Genomic DNA, 23,031 nt, shown 5'->3' on the forward strand with positions numbered 1-23,031 from the left:
TACCTACCTTTCATAAGCTATAAATTATAATATAAATTATAGCTTATTATTCTATGCTGTCAAAGGCTATGTGAAAAATAAAACCTTTATTACTTCATCGAAACACCGAGCCATTTGTGCATTTCTTTTGCATTCCAACCTTTGCGTTTGGCGTAGTCTAGCGCTTGATCTTCATCAATGCGACCTAGGGTGAAATAGTTGCTGGCTGGGTGGGTGAAGTACCAACCACAGACACTGGCAGCAGGCCACATTGCGTAGCTTTCAGTGAGCTTCATTCCAATGCGTTGTTCCACTTCAAGGAGATCCCAAATCAATTGCTTTTCTGTATGTTCTGGGCAACTTGGATAACCCGGGGCGGGGCGAATGCCGACATAATTTTCTGCAATGAGATTTTCATTATTGAAGGTTTCATTGGAATAGCCCCATACCTTAGTGCGAAGCTCAAAGTGTAAGTATTCTGCCATTGCTTCAGCTAAACGATCACCTATTGCTTGTAGTAAAATCGCATTGTAATCATCACCTGCGGCTTTGAAGCTATCCACTAAGTCGTGTTCTTCAATGCCAGCACAGACGGCGAACATTCCGAGCCAATCTTGCTGTCCACTTTCGCGATCGGCGATAAAATCACTTAAAGCAAAATTATAGGGGCTTTTGCTATTTTTTCCGCGTTCACTTTGTTGTCGTAAATGGTGCGCAATACCTGCAACAGAAGTGCGGTCAGAATGTTGATAAATTTCAATATCATCGCCTTTACGATAAGCAGGGAAAATCCCCATAATACCACTTGGCTTGAGCTTGCCATTTTGTTCAAATTCATCGAGCATTTGTTGGGCATCATTATAGACTTTGCGTGCTTCCTCGCCGCCTTCAGGATAATCAAAGGCATCAGGATAGCCGCCCATTAATCCCCATAAACGGAAAAATGGCGACCAGTCAATAAATTGACGTAAGGTTGAAATTGGCACATTTTTGTATTCGATAATGCCAGTTTGTTTTGGTTGTGGTATTTGATAATCCGCCCATTCGCCAGAAAACGCGGGGAACGCGTTAGCGCGTGCCTGTTCAATTGGGAGCTGTTGGCGTAATGGTTTGCGGTTGGCAAAACTGTGCTGAATTTTTTCGTATTCTTGTTTGGTACGTTGCCAAAGTTCCGCTTTGCTTTCTGGGTTCATCAAGGCAGCACAAACCGTTACTGCGCGGGACGCGTTGGTGGTGTAGATCACTTCGTGCTTGTATTTTGGATAGAGTTTGATCGCGGTATGCTCTTTGGAGGTGGTTGCACCACCGATAATCACCGGTAAGCTGAAACCTAGGCGGTTCATTTCGCCTAAGAAGTATTCCATTTCATCTAAAGACGGTGTGATTAACCCACTCAATCCAATAATATCGGCGTTTTCGTTGATTGCTGTTTCAATGATTTTATCCGCCGGCACCATTACGCCGAGATCGATCACTTCAAAATTATTACATTGCAATACGACACTCACAATGTTTTTGCCGATGTCGTGGACGTCCCCTTTTACCGTAGCGATGACGACTTTTCCGCTTGAGACACCTTGCTGTTTGGTCGCGTTAATAAAAGGTTCTAAATAAGCGACGGATTGTTTCATCACGCGTGCGGATTTTACCACTTGTGGTAGGAACATTTTGCCGTCCCCGAATAGATCCCCCACCACATCCATTCCTGCCATTAATGGGCCTTCGATCACTTCCAATGGGGAGCTAAATTGCAAACGCGCTTCTTCCGTGTCTTCAATAATATGGCTGGTGATCCCTTTTACTAAGGCGTGTTTTAGGCGTTCTTCCACAGGCCAAGTACGCCATTCAGCCACACCATTATCGTTATTTTCACTGGCGACCCCTTTGTATTTGTCGGCAATATCTAGTAGGCGATCGGTGGCATCAGCTCGGCGATTGAGTACGGCATCTTCCACAATTTCACGCAATTCGGGATCAAGATCATCATAAATTGCTAATTGACCCGCATTGACGATCCCCATATCCATACCTTGTTTGATCGCGTGGTAAAGGAAAACCGCGTGAATGGCTTCACGCATTGGATTGTTACCGCGGAACGAGAAGGAAACATTGGATACGCCCCCAGAAATTTTTGCGTGGGGAAGTGCGCGTTTAATTCGCCCTGTGGCGTTAATAAAATCGACGCCATAGTTGTTGTGTTCCTCAATCCCTGTGCCGATTGCAAAGATATTTGGGTCAAAAATAATATCTTCAGGAGGAAAGCCCACTTCATCAACCAAAATATGGTAAGCACGGGTACAGATTTCCACTTTACGTTCTTCTGTGTCTGCTTGTCCGACTTCATCAAACGCCATCACCACCGCAGCAGCGCCATAACGACGAATCAGTTTGGCTTGTGCGACAAATTTCTCTTTACCTTCTTTAAGGGAAATGGAATTGACAATCCCCTTGCCTTGAATAGATTGCAAACCGGCTTCAATGACTTCCCATTTGGACGAATCGATCATCACTGGCACTTTGGCTGCATCGGGTTCAGTCGCCATAATATTAAGGAATTGCACCATACATTTTTCACTGTCGAGTAATGCTTCATCCATATTGACATCGATCACTTGAGCGCCATTTTCCACTTGGTCAATGGCAATCTCAATGGCTTCAGCATAGCGTTCTTCTTTAATTAATTTTTTAAATTTTGCAGAACCCGTCACATTATTGCGTTCGCCTACGTTTACAAAGAGGCTGTTTTCATCAATGTTTAGCGGCTCTAAGCCAGATAAACGCATTGCCACCGGTAAATCAGGCAAGGCTCTTGGTGGCACATTTTTGACGACATTGGCAATGGCGAGGATATGTTCTGGCGTTGTTCCACAACAGCCTCCGACAATATTAAGCCAACCATTTTCTGCCCATTCTTGAATGTAGCTAGCCATTTCCTCTGCACCTAAGTCGTAACCCCCAAAGGCATTTGGCAACCCTGCATTAGGGTGAACAGACACATAGGTTTCACAGATTTTAGACATCACTTCCACATATTGACGCAATTCTTTTGGGCCTAATGCACAGTTTAAGCCGAAAGAAAGCGGTTTTACGTGGCGAAGCGAGTTATAAAATGCTTCGGTGGTTTGCCCTGAGAGCGTACGTCCTGAGGCATCGGTAATCGTGCCAGAAATCATAATAGGTAATTTGATCTCAAGTTCTTCAAACACTTGATCAATCGCAAAGGCGGCGGCTTTGGCATTGAGGGTGTCGAAAATCGTTTCGATCATAATCAAATCCGCGCCCCCTTCAATTAAGCCTTTGGTTGCTTCTGCATAGGCATCCACTAATTGCATAAAGGTGATATTGCGGTAAGCCGGATCATTGACATTCGGTGAAATAGACGCCGTGCGGTTAGTTGGCCCAAGCACGCCAGCGACAAAACGGGGCTTTTCTGGCGTGCTATATTTATCCGCCGCTAAACGAGCCAATTTCGCGCCGGCAAAATTTAGCTCATAAGCGATACTTTCAAGGGCATAATCCGCTTGTGCAATGGTGGTGGCGGAAAAGGTGTTGGTTTCAATAATATCTGCACCAGCGGCAAGATATTTTTCGTGAATAGCTTGAATCACCAAAGGTTGGGTAAGGGTAAGTAAATCATTATTTCCGCGTAAATCGATCGGGCTATCTTTAAAACGTTCACCACGAAAATCTGCTTCGGTGAGTTTATATTGTTGAATCATTGTTCCCATCGCACCATCTAAAATAAGAATGCGATCTTTAAGGGCTTGTGAAATAAGAGAAAAAGAAGGATGTTGTTTCATTTTGTTACAGCTTAGCGTTTAATAAATATAACAGGCATAATAGAAATAAGGTGGGGTTGTGTCAAACCTTATCTTTATGCGGGAAAATGTGTCGGGTAAACTTGTACAAGTTTTATGTGCTTGCAGGCACAAAATTTTGAAAAAATCCTACCGCACTTTGGAAATTTTCCCCATAGAAAATGAGTGGGGTACGTTGGCGTTGCCAAACAGGTACATTATGCGCTTGCCACAATTTTTTAATGTCCTGATGAATGCCTTGTGCATTGCGAACTTTGCCCGAATAAGCAAAACGAATGGAGATCGGTAAATTTGTCAGTGGGAGGGAATAAATTTGATCTTGCCACTGAACTTGAATGGCTGATTCCGTTTGGCTAAAACAAATTGTTCCCAACTGATCGGGCAGTGCAAGGGGCTGATTTAAGATCACTGGAATGTGAATTTGGCGCAGATCGGCAAAGATTTCCGTTAAATACAGACGCTGTTGATAACGGCGGAGCATTTTATTTCCCAGTTGAAATTGTGGATTACGATCCGATTGAGCCAGAATCACATCTTGAATCAGTTGTTCTAACTGCTTGGTAGAAGGCATAGGCTGTTGTAAGGTTTCCAACCATAAGCGGAGCAGGGCGTTTTGTTTCAATACAGACCATTGGGAGAAATCCGTCAAATCAAAAGTGCGGTGCGTTTTATTGGCATATTTTTCTAGTTCAGGCTGTAATAATTCTGTTAAAAGTTGTTGCTGCTGCGCACAATGAGTGGCACTGCGTTGCACCGCTTGATCGAAATTTGCCCAGCGTTCACGCAATTTCGGTAAGATTTCATTGCGTAAGAAATTGCGTTCGTACTGGTTATCTTGATTGCTTTCATCTTCGATCCAAGATAACTGATTTTCTATGGCATATTGCCAAAGTTGTTGGCGAGAAAAGCCGAGTAGAGGGCGAAAAATACGCAGATTAAATACCGCACTTTGTGCTTTCATTGCAGATAAACCACTTACGCCACTGCCACGTTTTAAGGCAAGAAAAAAGGTTTCCGTTTGATCTTGTTGATGATGTGCGGTGAGTAACATTTCTTGTGTTTTAATATGACGCGCAATAGCCTGATAGCGTGCTTGGCGGGCAGCCGCTTCAATGCCCATTCCTTGAACAAGTTGCACTTTTTCTATGATTAGTGGAATGGAAAATTGTTGGCAAAGCTGCTGGCAGTGGCGAACCCAATCATCGGCATTAGGGCTTAATCCGTGATGAATATGGATCGCGCGCAACGCTAAGTGCGGTTGGTTTTCGCGTAATTTTGCTAACAGAGCAAGCAAGACGGTGGAATCCAGCCCACCGCTTAACGCAATAAGAAAATGCGTGTTAGGCTGGCGTTGTAATTGCTGTTGAACTTGCTCAATTAGCGTCATAGCAGAGAGGCGTATTACGCCAGTTTAACCGCTTTAAATTGGCTTACTGGGTGAACAATCTGTTCACGTGCCGCCACAATTTGCAGCTCATAATTATCCTGCTGTTGCGTAACGGTCATTACATCATTGACGGCATTCGCCGTATGCTCAAAGGCTTCCACATCGCTTTTGCCGTTGAGTAAATTCGCCATAAATAGCCCCGCAGTTAAATCACCAACGCCAACAGGCTCTTTTTTGAATTGGTGAAGTGGGCGACTAATATGCCAAATGCCTTGTTCATTCGCGAATAACATTTCAAATTGGCTTGGATCTTGTCCTACCTTACTTAAATGTTTTACCAAGACTTTTTTCGGCCCTTTCGTTAAAATCAGGTTTACTGCATTAATGGCTTGGGTAAAATTTTCTACAGGTAAACCACTCAACTCACGCAATTCAACCAAATTTGGGGTGATAATATCCGCTTGTGCCATAGCCAGATTGATAAGATTTTCTTTCACCCCATCTGCCACGATACATCCTTTGTCAGGATGTCCCATCACGGGATCGCATAAATAAATCGCATTTGGATTGCGTGCTTTCACTTTTTGTACGGCATTAATGATTTCTTCCACTTGCTCAGCCGCACCGATATACCCTGAAATCACCGCATCACATTTATGTAATTCACCAATATTATCAATGCCTTGCACGATTTCACCAATTTGTTCTTGTGGCATTACCATTCCAGTCCATTGACCATATTGTGTATGATTAGAAAATTGAACGGTGTTTAACGCCCAAACATCAATACCGAGTAACTGCATCGGGAAGGTGGCAGATTTATTGCCAGCATAGCCATAAACAACGTGAGATTGAATAGAAAGAAGGTGTTTCATTTTGCTATCCTTATTGTGCTTTCTAAATTCTAAAAATGCGAGAAAGTAAAAGTGCGGTTAAAAAACCGCACATTTTTTATTTTAGCAATAACCGTAACTCATTAAGCGTTGGTAACGGCGATCTAGCAAGGTGTCGGAATCAAGAATTTCTAAGTCGGCTAAATCATCAAGTAAACGTTGTTTCAGATTTTGTGCCATTTGCTCATAATTGCGATGCGCACCGCCCAATGGTTCAGGGATAATATTATCAATCAGTGATAATTTTTGTAGACGATCCGCGGTTAAGCCCATTACTTCTGCAGCAGTAGAGGCTTTTTCGGCACTTTTCCATAGGATAGAAGCACAGCCTTCAGGGGAGATCACAGAATAAGTACTGTACTGCAACATATTTACTTTATCCCCCACACCAATGGCTAATGCACCGCCTGAACCGCCTTCACCAATGACAGTACAAATAATCGGCACTTTTAGCATAGACATTTCACGCAAGTTGCGAGCAATCGCTTCCGATTGCCCACGTTCTTCTGCACCTACGCCGGGGTATGCACCGGGTGTATCAATAAACGTGATAATAGGGAGTTTAAAACGCTCTGCCATTTCCATTAAACGTAAGGCTTTGCGATAACCTTCAGGGGCAGGCATACCAAAATTACGTTTTACTTTATCTTTTACGCTACGACCTTTCTGATGACCTATCACCATAACCGGTTTACCGTCTAGACGAGCTAAACCACCTACAATTGCTTTATCATCAGCAAAGGCGCGATCGCCTGCTAATTCTTCAAATTCAGTGAAAATATGCTCAATATAGTCTAATGTATAAGGACGATTCGGGTGGCGAGCCATACGGGAAACTTGCCACGCATCTAAATTCGCAAATGTTTTTTTGGTTAATTCTTCGCTTTTTTTCTGTAAGCGAGCAATTTCATCATCAAGATTGATTTCACTGTCTTGTCCCGCGACTGCGCGTAACGATTCAATTTTCGCTTCAAGTTCAGCAATCGGGAGTTCAAAATCTAAGTATTCTTGGCTCATTTGTTATTCCTAGTTTTTCGGCAAAATTAGTAAGCACTTTAGCAATATTTTACTTAGCGTGCAAATATACCCAATATTTTATGCGTTTTTTGCAAAAAAAGTAGTGTTTTTTGCAGTTAGCTGGTTAGACGACTTGCTAAAATCTTTTTTTATTATTTGGGAATGGGGGTTAATCCCTGCTTAATAATTTTTTCTAAAACACTGTAATCGCATTTATGCGATAAAATAGACGCTTGAATCATTTCATCTTCACTTACTTGTTCAAAATTTAAGTAAAAGCCTAGGGTTTTAGCTAATTGATGAATGAATAATCGTTGTGTTCGACCATTGCCCTCACGGAAAGGGTGTATCGCATTTATTTCCCCTAAATAATAAGCCAATCTTGCTGGGATTTTTTCAGAAGCTGTACTTTTTAAAAATTGTTCATTTTTTAGCTGATCAAACAATTTTTCTAACTCTGGAACAATTCTTGAACTTGTTGCAAACATTGTATCACCTTTGCAAATATCAATATTTCTAATTTCACCTGCCCAAGAATAGATTTCATTAAACAAATGTTTATGAATGGCTTTTAGGTGAGTAATATCAAATTGCCCTTGCATAGGTGTAATCAATAATATCGCAGTTTGAATCGCTGTAATTTGAGCTTCTTTTTTATCTAGTTCCTCTTGCGTTTCGATTTTTAGCTTATTAATGAGTACGCCATTTTTATTTAGCATAGGATCAGTGCTACGATACTTCATTCGTTTTCACTTTTAATTCTGCAATAGTGATTTCACCAATTACCCATTTTTGAAAATAATGGAGTATTTCTGGGGGAAGGTATAGCCCTTCAAGCCGATTATTATCAATCGCAAATTGTAAGGCTTGCTGTTTAATCTGTTGTTCTTGTAGATGATGCATTATTTTATTCCTTACGTGGTACCTCTTCCTGACAATGTGGGCAGGTCATTAAGTGTTTTTCGTGGTTGTGAATAATAAAATGCCCCATTTTTTTGGCTTTAGTGTCAAGATATTCTGTATTGTAACGATTTTCCCCCACATTAAGCGGTACGCGTTCTACCACGTTGATTCCCGCTTTTTTCATCGTATCAATTTTATTTGGATTATTGGTGAGTAGGCGGACTTGTTTTACGCCAAGCAGATCAAAAATATCCGCACAAACTTCAAAGTTACGCTCGTCTGCGGCAAATCCTAAGGCAAGATTCGCTTCAATGGTATCCATTCCTTGATCTTGTAAAGAATAAGCACGAATCTTATTAATTAAGCCAATGCCTCGCCCTTCTTCACGGTGATAAATAAGCACGCCACGCCCTGCTTCACTAATTTGACGCAATGCAGTGGCAAGCTGAAAGCCACAATCACATTTCAGGCTGTGTAGGGCATCGCCCGTTAAACATTCAGAGTGAATACGAGCCAAAACAGGCTCATCTTGATTGCTAATATCGCCCATCACTAAGGCAACGTGTTCTTTTTTTGTATCAGGAAACTCAAAGCCCACAATGCGGAATAAACCAAACTCGGTGGGTAAATTCGCTTCAGTAACCCGTTGAATTTTTGTCATAGCAAAATCCTTCATTCTTTTTTTATTGAATAATGTTAAAATGACGTTTTTATTATTATGAGTCATTAAAATGTTAAAACGTCTTTCATTATATACCTTATTGCTTTGCCTTGTGCCTTTTTTTGCGTGGCTAACAAACTGGCACTGGCAAGGGGATGAACATAACACCGCTTTTGATACATTTCTCTATTTTTTAACCGAAACAGGTAGCATACCTTACGCAATCATTACCTGTGCCTTGTTTGCGTTGGCATATTTTTTCTGTATCAAAGACAAAAAGCAAGCCCTTGCGGTAATTAGCGTAATGGCACTTTCTGTTGCAGTTACGCAAGGGGTGAAATCTGCGTTAAAAACGGTTTTTGCTGAGCCTCGTCCTTTTATTGTGCAATTAGCCGAAAAATCAAGCGTCAGCCCAGAATATTTTTATGATCAGCCACGTAATGTACGAGCGCAAATCGTATTGGATTATTACGCAGATAAACCTCAAATTAATCCCCATCTTGTTCATCATCGCAGTAAAGAAACGGGGTACTCCTTCCCATCAGGGCATAGCATTTTTGCTGCCACTTGGCTAATGCTTGCTGTTGGCTTCGGGCAGTTGCTAGGGCGGAATAATAAAGGAATGAAATGGCTCACTGCTGGCATCACCGTTTGGGCAGTATTAATGCTGATAAGCCGTTTACGTTTAGGAATGCATTATCCCATTGATTTATTGGCTTCCGTGTTGCTCGCGTGGGTATTTCATTGCGGATTATTTGATTGGATCAAAAATAAACCGATTTTCAACCGCACTTTGCAATAATAAAGTGCGGTCAGATTTTTAATTGTTTTGTTGAGGTAAAAAATGTTATACGGATTTGATATTGGTGGCACAAAAATTGAACTTGCCGTATTCGATGAAAAATTGCAAAAACACTACTCCGAACGGGTAGATACGCCAAAAGAAAGTTATGAGCAATGGCTTGATACCCTTGTTAATTTAGTGAAAAAAGCCGATGAAAAATTTGGTGAAAAAGGCACGGTTGGGCTAGGCTTACCGGGTTTTGTAAATCACGAAACAGGTTTAGCGGAAATCACCAACATTCGCGTGGCAGATAATAAGCCCATTTTACGTGATTTGAGCCAGCGTTTAGAGCGTGAAGTACGGGCAGAAAATGATGCCAATTGTTTTGCCTTGTCAGAAGCGTGGGCGGAAGAAAATCAGCATTACCCAAGTGTGTTAGGGTTAATCTTAGGCACGGGCTTTGGCGGTGGATTAGTCGTTGATGGCAAAATTTACTCAGGGCAAATTGGTATGGCGGGTGAACTTGGTCATATGCAACTCAATTATCACGCCTTAAAATTGCTTGGCTGGGATAACGCCCCGATTTATGAGTGTGGCTGTGGCAACCGCGCTTGCTTAGATACCTATCTTTCAGGGCGAGGCTTTGAGATGCTCTACCGTGATCTAAAAGGAGAAAGCCTATCCGCCAAAGAAATTATCCAACGTTTTTACGTGAAGGATCAACGAGCGGTAGCATTTGTAGAAATGTTCGTGGAACTTGCTGCCATTTCTATCGGCAATATCATCACTGCTCTTGACCCGCATTTAATCGTACTCGGCGGTGGTTTATCCAACTTTGATTATCTCTACGAAGCGCTACCTAAAGCCCTACCTAAACACCTACTGCGTAGTGCCAAAATTCCTACTATTAAAAAAGCCAAATACGGCGATTCAGGTGGCGTACGAGGTGCGGCAGCGTTGTTTCTTTCGCATTGATATTTCGGGTCTGTATTAGATTAATCATTGTGTTAGGCTATAAAAATGAAGATAACTTAGTGATTAATGTAAGGCATTTATACAAGTAGCTATGTGGGGATTTGAGGAGAATGAAGCTATACTAGGTTACTAAATAGAGCGCTTTAGAATTAATTGTTTTCCTTATTTTTTAATGAATTAAGAGACAATTAGTGGGGTAAAACTTATGCAAAGTAATAGTTAAAACATATAACGGAATTGATAAGAAATCTTTTTAGTTATGTATAAAAGAATATAAACTTGGGTATAAAGTTTGTATGCTTAAAGAAGTTAAAAACTCAAAATATCGCATAACAAAACCCCCGCATCCCATTTTTTATGATAAAATCCGCGCCTATTTCCCATAACATTAAACAATAGGATAGATTATGAAAGTATTAGAAGGCACGATTGCCGCACCAAATGCGAAAGTTGCGGTGGTAATTGCACGTTTTAACAGTTTTATTAACGAAAGTTTATTAGAAGGCGCATTAGATGCGTTAAAACGTATTGGTCAAGTCAAAGATGACAATATCACTTTAGTGCGCGCCCCCGGTGCTTATGAATTACCTTTAGTTGCTCGTCGCTTAGCAGAAAGCAAAAAATATGATGCGATTGTTGCATTAGGTACTGTGATTCGTGGTGGTACAGCACATTTTGAATATGTTGCAGGTGAAGCGAGCAGTGGGCTAGGACAAGTAGCTATGCAGGCAGAGATCCCTGTGGCGTTTGGTGTTTTAACAACGGAAAATATTGAACAAGCCATTGAACGCGCAGGCACTAAAGCGGGTAATAAAGGTGCAGAAGCGGCTTTAGTTGCTTTAGAGATGGTGAATCTATTGGCTCAAATTGATAACGCATAATGGCTGAATTTGTGATGAATGATAAAGTAAAGAAACCAAGCCAACGTCGTCGCGCAAGAGAATGTGCCGTACAAGCATTATATTCTTGGGATATTTCACAAAATCCTATTGATGAAGTGGAATTAGCTTTTGTTACCGAACAGGATATGCAAGGCGTGGATATGCCTTATTTCCGCAAATTATTACGTCAAACAGCCGAAAATATTGATACGGTGGAAGCCGCAATGACGGCTTATTTGGATCGTAGCCTTGAGGAATTAGATCCCATTGAGCGTGCTATTTTGCGTTTAGCCGTGTATGAGCTGAAATTTGAACGAGATGTGCCTTATAAAGTGGTGATTAATGAGGCAATTGAAGTAGCAAAAGTTTTTGGTGCGGATGATAGCCACCGCTATGTGAATGGGGTATTGGATAAAGTCGCCCCAGCGTTATCACGTAAATAATTATTTCATGGAAGGGTTGTAATGAGTGAAGGTGAATTTGACTTAATTAAGCGTTATTTTACAGCCTCTAAGCGCCCTTCTCGTAAAGATGTCATTCTGGCTATTGGCGATGATTGTGCCATTACTGAACATCGGCAAAATCAACGTATTGCCATTACAACGGATACGATGGTAGAAAATACCCATTTTCTGCCTTCTATCTCTCCCGCTGATCTTGCTTATAAAGCTGTCGCAACAAATTTGAGTGATTTGGCGGCAATGGGCGCTGAACCAGCTTGGTTTTCTCTTGCATTAACACTCCCTCATATTAATCATTCGTGGTTACAGGCATTTAGCCAAAGTTTCTTTGAAATCCTTGATCATTATAATGTTGATCTGATCGGTGGTGATACCACCAAAGGTGCTTTACACGTGATTAGCATTACCGCACAAGGGATTATTCCCAAAGGGAAAGCATTATGTCGCCATAGTGCCAATGTGGGTGATTGGATTTATGTATCAGGTACACTTGGTGATAGTGCTGGTGGGTTATCATTATTACTCAATTCGCCTAATGCGGTGAGAAATCAAAGTGCGGTGCAAAATTTGTCTAATTCTGAACAGGATTATTTAATTAAGCGTCATCTTCGTCCCACACCAAGAGTGTTACTTGGATTAGAATTGGCGGTATCATCGCTTGCGAGTTCAGCCATTGATATTTCCGACGGTTTGATCGCTGATCTTGGGCATATTTTAGCGCGTAGTCAATGTAGCGCGGTGATCAATGTAGATAAACTTCCTTTATCCAAAGCATTAATTAATACGTTTGGTTTAACTAAAGCGGAGCAATTTGCCTTAACTGGGGGGGAAGATTATGAACTCTGTTTTACTGTGCCAGATGATTTGCGTGCAAAATTAGATCAACACTTAAGTCATATTGGCGTGAATTACACTTGCATTGGACAATTACGTGCTTTGCGTCCGGCTAACAAAAAATCCATTCAACTTCTACGCCATGGCGTAGAAGTGGCAATGCCACAGAGCTTAGGTTTCGATCATTTTAAATAAAAGATTATGCAAAAAATTCAACAAGATCCGCGTCATTCTCTGCGATTAACGAACCCAATTCACTTGCTTGCCGTTGGGTTTGGTTCAGGTTTGCTTCGTCCCGCCCCCGGAACTTGGGGAAGTTTAGCCGCCACATTAATCGGTGCGGCACTTTTGCAGGTAATGCCGTTAAAAATCTTTCTTTTTTTCACCGCACTGTGTTTTATTGCAGGTTGCGTTATTTGCCAGAAAACTGCTGATGATATGGGCGTACACGATCACGGTGCGATAGTATGGGACGAATTTGTTGGTATTTTTATGGTGCTTGCTGTGTTACCAGAAATCAATGTGCTATGGTGTACAATAGGTTTTGCCGTATTTCGTGTTTTCGATATTTTAAAACCTTATCCTATCCGCTATTTTGATCGTAAGTTGCAAAGCGGATTTGGCATTATGATTGATGATGTACTGGCAGCAATTTATAGCATTATCGCAATACATCTTTGTTTATCTGTTGTTATGGGGAGTCTTATTTAATGTGGACCGTATTATTCGTTAATCTTGTTGGTTTACTTAGCCCAGGGCCAGATTTCTTTTATGTAAGTCGCAAAGCGGCCAGTGAAAGTCAGCGTAATGCGATTGCAGGCGCAATAGGTATTGGATTCGGTATTTTATTTTGGGCGACTTTAGTTATTTTTGGGCTAGCTATAATTAATCGAACCAATTACCTCGTACAGTATATTATTATGTGTTTAGGGGGAGGTTATTTAGCTTATTGTGGTATCAAGATGTTGCAAGTAACGAAAAATGCACAGCTAGCTACGCTAAAACCACATCAAGAAATACATCACCCTATTTCACGTGAAATTATGAAAGGATTATTGATCAATCTGAGCAATGCTAAAGTGATCGTTTTTTTTAGTAGTGTGATGTCAGGCTTTATGGCAAGCATATCAAATAATACAGAAATTATGTTGATCATTCTCCTATTAGCCTTGGAAAGTGTGCTTTATTTTATCTTAATTGCATTTTTCTTTTCGCGTAAAATCGTTCGTGATTTTTATAATCGCTACAATCGTTATATTGATAATTTTGCGGGAATTGTTTTCCTCTTTTTCGGTGGTGAACTGATTTATTCGGGCTTAACCACCATTATTGAACTCACCTCGTAACAGGAGTAGAAAATGACATTAAAAATTGCCGTGGTAGGAGCTGGTGGCCGTATGGGACGCCAATTAATTCAGGCCGTACATAACGCAGAAGGTGTAGAATTAGGTGCAGCGTTTGAACGCAAAGGTTCATCATTGGTCGGAACAGATGCGGGTGAATTGGCGGGAATTGGACAACTTGGCGTGAAAGTATCTGATGATTTAAATGCAGAAAAAGATCATTTTGATGTGATGATTGACTTTACACGCCCAGAAGGAACCTTAGAGCATCTTGCGTTTTGCCTTACTCATCAGAAAAAAATGGTGATTGGAACGACAGGATTTGACGATGCAGGGAAACAGGCTATTAACAAAGCCGCGGAGCAAATTGCGATTGTCTTTGCCTCTAATTATAGTGTCGGGGTTAATTTAGTCTTTAAATTACTTGAAAAAGCCGCCAAAGTGATGGGCGATTATTGTGATATTGAAATTATTGAAGCCCATCACCGCCATAAAGTGGACGCACCATCAGGCACAGCGTTATCAATGGGGGAACATATTGCGAAAACCTTGGGGCGTGATCTCAAAACTCACGGCGTATTTTGCCGTGAAGGGATTACAGGTGAGCGTAAACGTGATGAAATCGGCTTTTCTACAATTCGTGCCAGTGATGTTGTCGGTGAACATAGTGTGTGGTTTGCAGATATTGGTGAACGTGTAGAAATTTCTCACAAAGCCTCAAGCCGAATGACTTTTGCTAATGGGGCAGTGCGCGCCGCAAAATGGCTTGCTGGTAAAGAACAGGGCTTGTTTGATATGACAGATGTGTTAAGTCTGAATGAACTTTGATCCTCGTTGATTTAAAAGTGCGGTGAGAATTTTCCAAATTTTTGAAAAAGATACCGCACTTTATTTTATCCTGATGTCATTATCTAAATGGCGATAAAAATGGTTAAAAATACCGTCCAGTAAAGCCCACGCTGATTTTGAAATATGATTCTAATATTCTTCTTTGATAAGAAATGAAAATTACCCTATTAAAACAAAAAATCATTCTTGAACATCATAATGAAATGCCACTCTTACAAAAGCTAGAAATCAATGGCATTTATCCTGAATATCAATGCCGTTCTGGTTATTGCGGGGCTTGTCGTACAAAAATAAAAAAGGGTAACGTCCATTATAATGAGCCACCACTTGCTTTTGTGAATGAAGATGAAGTATTACTTTGCTGCTGCCAAGTAGAAAGCGATTTAGAGCTAGAGTTATAAAGTGCGGTGTTTTTTTTGCTTATTTATTTGCCAAAAGACTTAATGTTAAAAATGAAATTATCAAGGCATTGTTATTAGATGAAATGACACAAGGGCAAGCGTTGCGTAAATTACGCATAGAAATGCTTGGGGTGAATCAACAACAATATATGAAGATGGTGAAGGTTTCACGACAAACCCTTTCTAACATAGAAAATGATAAAGGAAATTACAGCGTTGAAACCATTAATCAAGTATTCAAACCTTTTGGATTTGAATTGGGATTAGTGCCGATTTCTAAAGATTTACTCACTAAAATGAGATCATAAGAAAAGGCTATATTAGGGTGTGTTGCTAACGGTTTAATAAGCCAAAATCCCCAAATCTTACAAAACTTTTTTAATTGGTTTGAGAATATTCCAGCTATTCTCTGTATAATTTGTCTTGTTTTGTGGGGATTCTGTCTATGTTTAGCCAGATTATGCAAATAGCGACATACCCTAGATTAGCCCTAGATTTTTGCAAAATCCTTATAAATCAAAATCACCAAAATCGCTGGTATCAACCTTAGCATCAATTTGACCCACGAGATAAGAGCTTACTTCCACTTCTTGTGGAGCAACTTGTACATTGTCAGACACCAACCACGCATTGATCCAAGGGATTGGATTGGAACGCGCCTCAAAAGGTAAGGGTAAGCCAACGGCTTGCATACGAATATTGGTAATATATTCCACATATTGTACTAGAATATCTTTATTTAAGCCGATCATTGAGCCGTCTTTAAATAAATAATCAGCCCATTCTTTTTCTTGTTCGGCGGCGGCGAGGAATAATTCATAAGCCTCTTGTTTACATTCCTCAGCGATTTCAGCCATTTCGGGATCATCTTGTCCTGCTGCCATAATATTTAGAATGTGCTGTGTGCCTGTTAAATGTAAGGCCTCATCACGTGCGATAAATTTAATGATTTTGGCATTTCCTTCCATCAGTTTGCGTTCCGCAAAGGCGAAAGAACAGGCGAAAGAGACATAGAAACGGATCGCTTCTAAGGCATTTACGCTCATTAGGCAAAGGTAAAGTTGTTTTTTCAAATTACGCAAGCTAACCACGCATTCTTTGCCATCTACTGTGTAAGTACCTTCACCATAAAGGCCGTAAAGCTGGCTATCGCGGATTAAATCATCGTAATAGGCAGAAATATCTTTTGCGCGTTTGATGATTTCTTCGTTAGTTACAATATCATCAAAAACGATGGACGGATCATTGACGATATTACGAATAATATGCGTATATGAGCGGCTGTGAATGGTTTCAGAGAATGTCCAAGTTTCGATCCAGGTTTCGAGTTCAGGAATAGACACCAATGGTAATAACGCCACATTTGGGCTACGACCTTGAATAGAATCAAGCAGGGTTTGATATTTTAAGTTACTGATAAAAATATGTTTTTCGTGTTCAGGCAGTGCAGCATAGTCAATGCGATCTTGAGACACGTCCACTTCTTCTGGACGCCAGAAGAAAGAAAGTTGTTTTTCAATCAGTTTTTCAAAGGTTTCGTATTTTTGTTGATCATAACGTGCAACGTTGACATTTTGTCCGAAGAACATTGGTTCTTTGAGCTGATCGTTTTTGGTTTGTGAGAAAGTGGTGTATGCCATAGAATTATCCTTACATCTTTTTAATTGAGAATGGCTCGTATTTTACACTAAAAATCTGATTCGTTTAATGGGTTTTATATATTCTTGAAATTAGCGAACAATAAAAACGGCGAGTTGTTTTAAAACTCACCGTTTTTCAAAGGGTTAGGAAATCATTAAGGGCTATTTTTCGGCTTTTAAGATACCTGAAGATCCTTCAGAATAATCTCTTGGGGCATTTTCTTCAGAGCTGTTTTCGGTTTCTGTGGTGATTTCTTCTGGCTTTTTCTGTTCGAGTTGGTTTTCAAATAATGATTTATTTTCTAATTGAGGCAATAGCTGAACAGAAGAGGTTGCTAAATGTTGATACAGTTTTTGATAATCCTGTGCGAGGGTTTTCAATAAATCTGCACTTTCAGAAAAATGTTTTTCCAAATGTTGTTTTTGTTGATCCAATTCGGATTTTACTTTTTGTAATTCAGCTTCCGTTTTCACTTGTTTTTTCACTGAATCCTTAGTAAAGCGTAATAATAAATAAGCGAGGACAAAACCTACTACTAAACCAATTAGGGCAGGTTGCCACATTTCGGGTGTCCAATTTTGCATAAAAAACTCCTTATGGTAAGAAAAGAACCTTTTGTATCATAACCTTAATTTCAATTTATTTCTTTGGCACAGATCACAAAAAAATACATTGGATAAATAAGGCGGCGGTTGCACGCCTTATTTTCTATTTTATCTTAAACCGCACTTTGCCAGTAGTCTGTTTTGGCTTTTTGCAATTTATGATAGGCGTTGAGTAATTTTTGATGCGCGTGGAATTGTTGTAAATGCTCATCATCAGCCAATAAATCATAGAACGGATTGTCGCCTTGAATGGCATTCCAAGCTAATTCCACCGCACTTTTGCCATACATTTTCTCAAATACGGCACGATATTGAGCGGGATCGCGGTTTTCATCAAGGAATAATTCTAGGCTATTGACTAAACAGCGGTAATAATTCACGCGTTCTGGTGTGAATACCGATTGATTCATATTCAGCGTCCAGTTTGCCCAATCTAAGGCATTTTCTAAATCTTGTGTAGCAAGATAGAGCATTGCTTTGAGTTCACCAATACGCAGGGTTGTCCAGCCTGATTTTGGCGGTGGCACGATGCCAATAAACTCACGCACGCGGGTAGCATCGTCAATGCCTTGTTCATCAAGCTCATCAAGTAATTCTTGATAAGTATCTTGATCGTGATGGAAATGGGGCAGATCAAGCAAGATTTCGCGCCAATCCATTCCCATATTGTTATTGGCGTAGATTAAATCGTCCGCTGGATAAATATCCGACATTCCCGGCACAATAATGCGGCAAGCGTAAACGCCGAGATGCTGATAATCCATAATATAGACTTCCTGATTGAGCGCTTGGAAAATTGCCATCAGATTTTGATATTCTTGCTCCGTTGTGCCAGAAAAATCCCAGTCCACAAAAGGATAATCGCTCTCCTGTTTAAATAAATCCCAAGAAATTAAACCGCTTGAATCAATAAAATGCGTTTCCAAATTGGCGTGTTCTGCCACATCATCATTATTGAAAGAAGGCGGCGTGAATACATCAAGATCTTTCAAGCTGCGGCCTTGTAATAATTCAGTTACCGTGCGCTCCAATGCCACGCCAAAATTAGGGTGTGCGCCGAAAGAGGCAAAGCAAGTGCCATTTTGTGGATTGAGCAACACCACACAGATTACAGGATATTTCCCCCCTAAGGACGCATCATAAGCGAGAATTGGAAAGCCTTCTTGCTCAAGGGTTGCAATGGCTTCTTGCACCGCAGGGTAGCGCTGCATTACATCTTGTGGAATAAGCGGCAAGCTAATGGCCTCTGCAATGATTTTATTTTTGACATAACGCTCAAACACTTCTGAAAGCCCTTGCACACGCGCTTCAAACAAGCTGTTGCCTGCGGACATTCCATTGGAAACATAAAGGTTGGCGATAATGCTTTGTGGAATATACACCGTCTGGTTATCTGATTGACGTACATAAGGCATTGCCACAATGCCACGTTCTGCATTGCCCGATTGGAGATCGATCAATAAATCTGGCGTCAATTCGCCATTGGGATCATAATAAGCCAATAAATGCTCATCTAAAATGCCCTCAGGCAGTTCGGTTTCATCTTCAATTTCAAACCATTTTTCATTGGGATAATGCACAAAAGGCGCATTGGCGAGATCTTGCCCAAGGTAATAATCGGCAAAGAAATAGTTGGTGGAAAGACGTTCAAAATATTCCCCTAAGGCAGAAGCCAGCGCCGCTTTTTTGCTCGCCCCTTTACCGTTAGTGAAGCATTGCGGACAATCTTTATCACGAATATGCACAGACCAAACATTCGGCACGGGATTGAGCCACGAGGCTTCTTCAATATCGAAACCAAGTGCGGTCAATTTTTGCTGAAATTTTGCAATGCTATCTTCAAGTGCGGCGTCTTTGCCGGGAATAAAGGTTTGTTCGGTCATTTCGTGTTCTCCGTTATTTCGTATTATCCGTTATTTTGTATTATCTAAGGGGCTAATCATATTGAGCCGTGCATAATAGGCAAGTTTCACCTATTCAGCAAGGGGAAATCCTGTTAAAAAGCAAAACCAGCTTGTTATTTCAATGAGTTGTTTTTGATAAGCCTTTCCGCTTTGGCAGCTTGGCGAAACGCATTGGCAGGGTTGAGAACAGGGGAAAAGGGCGATGTTTGGGGATTTAAGGTCATTGGAAACGTGCGCTTTTGTGCCACAATGATCATTATTTCGCCAAAATAATGGGGTTTCCCTTGCAAGGATAAGCATTGCTGATCAAGCAGATCGAAATTGAGCAGGCTTAGCCAATCCACAATCCTAGTGGCAAAATAAGGGTGAAACGGCAATTTATTTGTGCCAAAAGGCAAATGTTGTTTAAGGGAAAACAGACTGAGCGGATTAAATAAGGAAAGAAATAAGATCCCTTCTTGGTTGAGCGTGCGCGTAATTTCGCGTAACACTTGGTGCGGATCAGCGGTGAAATGCAAGCCGTGCGCAAGCAAGCAGGCAGAGAAACATTCATCAATAAAAGGTAGCGCCGTGGCTTGAGCTTGCACTAAATCGATGTGTGGGCATTGTGAAAGTGCGGTCAAATTTTGCGGAATTTTTTCGCTCACAATAATTTGTTGATCGCAAGGATAATACGCCACTTCGCCACTTAACGCACCCAATTTGAGACAATAATCTCCCGAAATTTGTGCAAAGTGCTTTGTTAAATATTGCTGAATTAGGCTACAATAGCGCGCACCTTGTGGCACCTGTTGCCAGCTTAGCGGTGTTTCTATTTGCGCATTGTTTAGAATATTCCACTTCATTTTTAATAAGGATCAATATGTTAGTACCCATTCCTGCCCTTGATGATAACTATATTTGGCTGTATGCACGAGAAAATTTACCTGTAATTGTGATCGACATCGCAGAAAGCGCGCCTTTGCTTGCTTATTTACAGCAACATCAGCTTGAAGTGGAAGCGGTGCTACTTACCCATAAGCATCAAGATCACGTTGGCGGCTTGGCAGAATTTAAACAGCATTATCCTAATGTCCCTGTGTTTGGCCCACAAGAAACTGCAGACTTGGGTGCAACGCAAATCATTAATGAAGGGGAAATTCGCACCACGCATTATCAAATCCAAGTGCTGCCCTCGGGCGGCCACACGGAAAATCACGTGAGTTTTGTGGTGGACGGCCATTTATTCTGTGGTGATACCTTATTTTCAGGCGGTTGCGGACGCGTGTTTACAGGGAATTACGCACAAATGTTTGATTCGCTCCAACGGCTCAAAGCCTTGCCTGATAGCACCATTGTTTGCCCTGCGCACGAATATACCTTAAGCAATTTAAAATTTGCTGAGAAAGTGTTGCCAAAATCGGCATTTTTGACAGATTATGTGGCGAAAATTGCCGTTTTACGCCAACAGCACCAACCAAGCTTACCCACCACCTTGGGGCTAGAAAAACAGATTAATCCTTTCTTACAAGCAGAAAATTTGGCGCAATTTACCCAATGGCGAAAATTAAAAGATCAGCAGTAAATTGAACAAAAATTTTGCTTTTCGCTACGAAAGGGCAATCCTATTTGCTCAATGGCAAATAATTGCTTAGAATGAGCAAGTTTTTATTTTCTTTCTTTTTATTTTGTGGGGGCTTGACCGAAAGTGCGGTCAAATTTCAATTAATTTATGACAATTCTTGTTTTAGGCATTAACCATAAAACCGCTTCTGTGGCATTGCGTGAAAAGGTGGCGTTTTCTGATGAGAAACGTCAGCAGGCATTGCAACAAATCGAGCAAGCTGCTTTGGCAGACAGCGCTGTGATTTTGTCCACCTGCAACCGCACGGAAGTGTATTTTCATAATAAAGCCATTTCTCCACAAGATGATGCCCAATGGCAGCGCCAATGTATTGACTGGCTGAGCGAAATTCATCAGATCGACAAAGAAGAACTCAACCACAGCCTTTATGTCAAACAAAACCAGTTTGCTACGCAACATTTAATGCGTGTGGCGTGCGGATTGGATTCCCTTGTATTGGGTGAGCCGCAAATTTTAGGGCAAGTGAAGCAAGCCTATCAGCTGAGTGAGGATTATTATCAGCAACATCAAGGGGCGATTTCTGGCCAGCTTTCTCGCTTATTCCAAAAAACCTTTTCCACGGCAAAGCGTGTACGTACGGAAACGCGTATCGGTGAAAATGCCGTGTCTGTGGCATACACTGCTTGTACGTTAGCCCGTCAAATTTTTGATAGCCTACGTCAGCTCAACATTTTGCTTGTGGGGGCAGGGGAAACCATTGAATTGGTCGCCCGTCATCTATTACGCCACGGTGTGAAAAGCCTAACCATTGCCAACCGTACTCTTGCTCGTGCCGAAAAACTGGTGGAAAAACTTGAGTCCGCGCAGAAAATCCGTGTGTTAGCGTTAGATGAACTTCAAGTAGGATTAGATCAAGCCGATATTGTGATTAGCTCAACGGGTAGCCCAACGATCTTAATCAGCCAAACAATGGTACAACAAGCGCAGAAAAAGCGTTGTTATAATCCAATGTTGATTGTGGATATTGCCGTGCCACGTGATGTAGAGGAAAGCGCAGCGGAAGTGGAAAGCGTTTATCATTATACGGTGGATGATCTGCAAAATATCATTCAGCGCAATCTCAGCCAGCGTGAACAAGCTTCTGCCGAGGCTGAGCAAATTATTGATGAAGAAAACCACGCTTTTTTTGAATGGCTCAAGGTGCATCAATTTTCTAATTTAATCCGTCGCTACCGTGAAGAAGCGGAGCAAACTCGCCAAGAAATGCTAGAAAAAGCGTTGAGTGCGTTACAGCAAGGAGAAAGTGCGGAGCAAATTTTGCAAGAATTAAGCTATAAACTCACGAATAAACTCATTCACACACCAACTCAAGCAATGCAAGCAATGGTGAAATCAGGCAACGCGCAAGGCTTACAAGCATTTTCTCAAGAAATCCAAGCAAAACAAAAATAAGGCGAAGCATTGCCTTATTTTGCACCGTACGTTGTTTTCCTGCTTTTTTAATCAGTCAAAATCACAACCAGCGCCATTATTGCCCCGCTCAGAATAAACCATAAGCTACGTTTTAGCATTTTCCTTGAGCCCGGAATAAGCCACAGAGAACTCACACAGAAAAAAAGTAGGGAAATGCCAAAGAGGGTAGTGAGCCAAGAATAGGGATATTGTGAATTGCTTAAGTGTAGACGGTTAAGCTCAGCAAGCCAGCTTGGATATTCCATTGAGTGATATTTTACCTCACCCGTTTCGAGGTGATATTCCCCTTGCTGAAAATAGAACACATCACCTTTTTTTTCAGTTATTGATAAATTTTTTATGCGTAATTTCTGCCCAAGCTGTTGCGCATTGAGTTGAGGGGAAATGGTTTTTTCTATATAGACTGAACGTTTGAAAATGTTGGTATCTCGATAGATTAAAACGATACCAGTAAACGCATAAATCGACATTATCACTAATAATAAAAATCCAAAATAGCGGTGCAAAATCCGCATCCATTTTGCTGTTGTTTTACTCATTTGTATGTTGGCTGGAAGTTAAAGATGCGGTGATTATATAGAAATTTTCTTCACTATGTAAATGAAAATAATTATTATTTATTGAATTAATAATTATTATCAATAAAATAGGTGGCTGT

General features: G+C 41.0%; 24 protein-coding genes. 12 read left to right on the top strand and 12 right to left on the bottom strand.

Features of this window, described 5'->3' with window-relative positions; all coding sequences use genetic code 11:
- Positions 1–89: 89 nt before the first annotated feature.
- The 7 genes from metH to ribA form a co-directional block, all read right to left on the bottom strand.
- Positions 90–3,779, bottom strand: coding sequence for a methionine synthase (metH, locus tag L4F93_RS10245; RefSeq protein ID WP_250350149.1), 3,690 nt, complete (start codon positions 3,777–3,779; stop codon positions 90–92).
- Between the two features lie 112 nt (positions 3,780–3,891).
- Complete coding sequence (gene tilS / locus L4F93_RS10250; RefSeq protein ID WP_250350150.1) at positions 3,892–5,184, bottom strand: tRNA lysidine(34) synthetase TilS; 1,293 nt, start codon at positions 5,182–5,184, stop codon at positions 3,892–3,894.
- Between the two features lie 14 nt (positions 5,185–5,198).
- Complete coding sequence (gene pdxY, locus L4F93_RS10255; RefSeq protein ID WP_250350151.1) at positions 5,199–6,059, bottom strand: pyridoxal kinase PdxY; 861 nt, start codon at positions 6,057–6,059, stop codon at positions 5,199–5,201.
- 81 nt (positions 6,060–6,140) lie between these two features.
- A complete protein-coding gene (gene accA / locus L4F93_RS10260) occupies positions 6,141–7,094 on the bottom strand; it encodes an acetyl-CoA carboxylase carboxyl transferase subunit alpha (protein ID WP_250350152.1) in 954 nt (317 codons plus the stop codon).
- A 152-nt stretch (positions 7,095–7,246) separates the two neighbouring features.
- The gene (locus tag L4F93_RS10265; RefSeq protein ID WP_250350153.1) at positions 7,247–7,837 is read right to left on the bottom strand and encodes a Fic/DOC family protein; all 591 of its coding nucleotides are present in this window, start codon (positions 7,835–7,837) and stop codon (positions 7,247–7,249) included.
- Positions 7,824–7,997, bottom strand: a complete 174-nt coding sequence (locus L4F93_RS10270; RefSeq protein ID WP_250350154.1) for an antitoxin VbhA family protein — start codon at positions 7,995–7,997, stop codon at positions 7,824–7,826. The genes L4F93_RS10265 and L4F93_RS10270 overlap by 14 nt, the downstream gene beginning before the upstream one ends.
- Before the next feature lie 4 nt (positions 7,998–8,001).
- Complete coding sequence (gene ribA / locus L4F93_RS10275; RefSeq protein WP_250350155.1) at positions 8,002–8,658, bottom strand: GTP cyclohydrolase II; 657 nt, start codon at positions 8,656–8,658, stop codon at positions 8,002–8,004.
- 70 nt (positions 8,659–8,728) lie between these two features.
- Here ribA and L4F93_RS10280 point away from each other — a divergent pair, with 70 nt between their 5' ends.
- The 10 genes from L4F93_RS10280 to L4F93_RS10325 all read left to right on the top strand — a co-directional run bounded on the left by L4F93_RS10280 (position 8,729) and on the right by L4F93_RS10325 (position 15,494).
- On the top strand, positions 8,729–9,460 hold the full coding sequence (locus L4F93_RS10280; protein WP_250350156.1) for a phosphatase PAP2 family protein: 732 nt from the start codon (positions 8,729–8,731) through the stop codon (positions 9,458–9,460).
- A gap of 42 nt (positions 9,461–9,502) precedes the next feature.
- Complete coding sequence (gene nagK, locus L4F93_RS10285) at positions 9,503–10,417, top strand: N-acetylglucosamine kinase (protein WP_250350157.1); 915 nt, start codon at positions 9,503–9,505, stop codon at positions 10,415–10,417.
- A gap of 407 nt (positions 10,418–10,824) precedes the next feature.
- Positions 10,825–11,298: a 6,7-dimethyl-8-ribityllumazine synthase gene (gene ribH / locus L4F93_RS10290; protein WP_250350158.1), complete on the top strand. Its 474-nt coding sequence runs from the start codon at positions 10,825–10,827 to the stop codon at positions 11,296–11,298.
- Between the two features lie 14 nt (positions 11,299–11,312).
- Positions 11,313–11,741, top strand: coding sequence for a transcription antitermination factor NusB (gene nusB, locus L4F93_RS10295; RefSeq protein ID WP_250351684.1), 429 nt, complete (start codon positions 11,313–11,315; stop codon positions 11,739–11,741).
- 21 nt (positions 11,742–11,762) lie between these two features.
- Complete coding sequence (thiL, locus tag L4F93_RS10300) at positions 11,763–12,788, top strand: thiamine-phosphate kinase (protein ID WP_250350159.1); 1,026 nt, start codon at positions 11,763–11,765, stop codon at positions 12,786–12,788.
- A 6-nt stretch (positions 12,789–12,794) separates the two neighbouring features.
- The gene (locus L4F93_RS10305) at positions 12,795–13,304 is read left to right on the top strand and encodes a phosphatidylglycerophosphatase A family protein (RefSeq protein ID WP_250350160.1); all 510 of its coding nucleotides are present in this window, start codon (positions 12,795–12,797) and stop codon (positions 13,302–13,304) included.
- Complete coding sequence (locus tag L4F93_RS10310) at positions 13,304–13,939, top strand: LysE family transporter (RefSeq protein ID WP_250350161.1); 636 nt, start codon at positions 13,304–13,306, stop codon at positions 13,937–13,939. The genes L4F93_RS10305 and L4F93_RS10310 overlap by 1 nt, the downstream gene beginning before the upstream one ends.
- Before the next feature lie 12 nt (positions 13,940–13,951).
- Entirely contained in the window at positions 13,952–14,764 is an 813-nt protein-coding gene (gene dapB, locus L4F93_RS10315; RefSeq protein ID WP_250350162.1) for a 4-hydroxy-tetrahydrodipicolinate reductase, read from the top strand.
- Positions 14,765–14,937: 173 nt separating this feature from the next.
- A complete protein-coding gene (yfaE, locus tag L4F93_RS10320) occupies positions 14,938–15,186 on the top strand; it encodes a class I ribonucleotide reductase maintenance protein YfaE (protein WP_250350163.1) in 249 nt (82 codons plus the stop codon).
- Between the two features lie 68 nt (positions 15,187–15,254).
- Positions 15,255–15,494 carry a helix-turn-helix domain-containing protein gene (locus L4F93_RS10325; RefSeq protein WP_250350164.1) on the top strand — a complete coding sequence of 80 codons (240 nt, stop codon included), beginning with the start codon at positions 15,255–15,257 and terminating at the stop codon, positions 15,492–15,494.
- 201 nt (positions 15,495–15,695) lie between these two features.
- Here the strand turns inward: L4F93_RS10325 and nrdB are convergent, their stop codons facing one another.
- The 4 genes from nrdB to L4F93_RS10345 all read right to left on the bottom strand — a co-directional run bounded on the left by nrdB (position 15,696) and on the right by L4F93_RS10345 (position 20,181).
- Positions 15,696–16,826, bottom strand: a complete 1,131-nt coding sequence (gene nrdB / locus L4F93_RS10330) for a class Ia ribonucleoside-diphosphate reductase subunit beta (protein WP_250350165.1) — start codon at positions 16,824–16,826, stop codon at positions 15,696–15,698.
- A gap of 162 nt (positions 16,827–16,988) precedes the next feature.
- Positions 16,989–17,411, bottom strand: coding sequence for a YhcB family protein (locus L4F93_RS10335; protein WP_250350166.1), 423 nt, complete (start codon positions 17,409–17,411; stop codon positions 16,989–16,991).
- Between the two features lie 134 nt (positions 17,412–17,545).
- Positions 17,546–19,315, bottom strand: a complete 1,770-nt coding sequence (ycaO, locus tag L4F93_RS10340; protein WP_250350167.1) for a 30S ribosomal protein S12 methylthiotransferase accessory factor YcaO — start codon at positions 19,313–19,315, stop codon at positions 17,546–17,548.
- A gap of 134 nt (positions 19,316–19,449) precedes the next feature.
- Positions 19,450–20,181 (bottom strand): class I SAM-dependent methyltransferase, encoded by a 732-nt coding sequence (locus L4F93_RS10345; protein WP_250350168.1) that lies wholly within the window; start codon positions 20,179–20,181, stop codon positions 19,450–19,452.
- A gap of 17 nt (positions 20,182–20,198) precedes the next feature.
- Between L4F93_RS10345 and gloB the strand changes: the two genes are divergently transcribed.
- Positions 20,199–20,900, top strand: a complete 702-nt coding sequence (gene gloB / locus L4F93_RS10350; RefSeq protein ID WP_250350169.1) for a hydroxyacylglutathione hydrolase — start codon at positions 20,199–20,201, stop codon at positions 20,898–20,900.
- A gap of 147 nt (positions 20,901–21,047) precedes the next feature.
- On the top strand, positions 21,048–22,352 hold the full coding sequence (gene hemA, locus L4F93_RS10355) for a glutamyl-tRNA reductase (protein ID WP_250350170.1): 1,305 nt from the start codon (positions 21,048–21,050) through the stop codon (positions 22,350–22,352).
- A 47-nt stretch (positions 22,353–22,399) separates the two neighbouring features.
- Here the strand turns inward: hemA and L4F93_RS10360 are convergent, their stop codons facing one another.
- Positions 22,400–22,912 carry a PepSY-associated TM helix domain-containing protein gene (locus tag L4F93_RS10360; protein WP_250350171.1) on the bottom strand — a complete coding sequence of 171 codons (513 nt, stop codon included), beginning with the start codon at positions 22,910–22,912 and terminating at the stop codon, positions 22,400–22,402.
- Between the last annotated feature and the right edge of the window lie 119 nt (positions 22,913–23,031).

This window comes from Avibacterium sp. 20-132 (assembly GCF_023611925.1).
Taxonomy (GTDB): domain Bacteria; phylum Pseudomonadota; class Gammaproteobacteria; order Enterobacterales; family Pasteurellaceae; genus Avibacterium.

What these genes read in the sequence shown, in the direction of transcription:
- L4F93_RS10270 (WP_250350154.1), bottom strand. Translation starts at nt 7,997, where the DNA reads ATGCATCATCTACAAGAACAACAGATTAAACAGCAAGCCTTACAATTT.
- tilS (WP_250350150.1), bottom strand. Translation starts at nt 5,184, where the DNA reads ATGACGCTAATTGAGCAAGTTCAACAGCAATTACAACGCCAGCCTAAC.
- thiL (WP_250350159.1), top strand. Translation starts at nt 11,763, where the DNA reads ATGAGTGAAGGTGAATTTGACTTAATTAAGCGTTATTTTACAGCCTCT.
- hemA (WP_250350170.1), top strand. Translation starts at nt 21,048, where the DNA reads ATGACAATTCTTGTTTTAGGCATTAACCATAAAACCGCTTCTGTGGCA.
- metH (WP_250350149.1), bottom strand. Translation starts at nt 3,779, where the DNA reads ATGAAACAACATCCTTCTTTTTCTCTTATTTCACAAGCCCTTAAAGAT.
- nrdB (WP_250350165.1), bottom strand. Translation starts at nt 16,826, where the DNA reads ATGGCATACACCACTTTCTCACAAACCAAAAACGATCAGCTCAAAGAA.
- L4F93_RS10305 (WP_250350160.1), top strand. Translation starts at nt 12,795, where the DNA reads ATGCAAAAAATTCAACAAGATCCGCGTCATTCTCTGCGATTAACGAAC.
- ribH (WP_250350158.1), top strand. Translation starts at nt 10,825, where the DNA reads ATGAAAGTATTAGAAGGCACGATTGCCGCACCAAATGCGAAAGTTGCG.
- L4F93_RS10280 (WP_250350156.1), top strand. Translation starts at nt 8,729, where the DNA reads ATGTTAAAACGTCTTTCATTATATACCTTATTGCTTTGCCTTGTGCCT.
- yfaE (WP_250350163.1), top strand. Translation starts at nt 14,938, where the DNA reads ATGAAAATTACCCTATTAAAACAAAAAATCATTCTTGAACATCATAAT.
- L4F93_RS10310 (WP_250350161.1), top strand. Translation starts at nt 13,304, where the DNA reads ATGTGGACCGTATTATTCGTTAATCTTGTTGGTTTACTTAGCCCAGGG.
- accA (WP_250350152.1), bottom strand. Translation starts at nt 7,094, where the DNA reads ATGAGCCAAGAATACTTAGATTTTGAACTCCCGATTGCTGAACTTGAA.
- ycaO (WP_250350167.1), bottom strand. Translation starts at nt 19,315, where the DNA reads ATGACCGAACAAACCTTTATTCCCGGCAAAGACGCCGCACTTGAAGAT.
- nusB (WP_250351684.1), top strand. Translation starts at nt 11,313, where the DNA reads ATGAATGATAAAGTAAAGAAACCAAGCCAACGTCGTCGCGCAAGAGAA.
- ribA (WP_250350155.1), bottom strand. Translation starts at nt 8,658, where the DNA reads ATGACAAAAATTCAACGGGTTACTGAAGCGAATTTACCCACCGAGTTT.
- gloB (WP_250350169.1), top strand. Translation starts at nt 20,199, where the DNA reads ATGTTAGTACCCATTCCTGCCCTTGATGATAACTATATTTGGCTGTAT.
- L4F93_RS10345 (WP_250350168.1), bottom strand. Translation starts at nt 20,181, where the DNA reads ATGAAGTGGAATATTCTAAACAATGCGCAAATAGAAACACCGCTAAGC.
- nagK (WP_250350157.1), top strand. Translation starts at nt 9,503, where the DNA reads ATGTTATACGGATTTGATATTGGTGGCACAAAAATTGAACTTGCCGTA.
- L4F93_RS10360 (WP_250350171.1), bottom strand. Translation starts at nt 22,912, where the DNA reads ATGAGTAAAACAACAGCAAAATGGATGCGGATTTTGCACCGCTATTTT.
- pdxY (WP_250350151.1), bottom strand. Translation starts at nt 6,059, where the DNA reads ATGAAACACCTTCTTTCTATTCAATCTCACGTTGTTTATGGCTATGCT.
- L4F93_RS10265 (WP_250350153.1), bottom strand. Translation starts at nt 7,837, where the DNA reads ATGAAGTATCGTAGCACTGATCCTATGCTAAATAAAAATGGCGTACTC.
- dapB (WP_250350162.1), top strand. Translation starts at nt 13,952, where the DNA reads ATGACATTAAAAATTGCCGTGGTAGGAGCTGGTGGCCGTATGGGACGC.
- L4F93_RS10335 (WP_250350166.1), bottom strand. Translation starts at nt 17,411, where the DNA reads ATGCAAAATTGGACACCCGAAATGTGGCAACCTGCCCTAATTGGTTTA.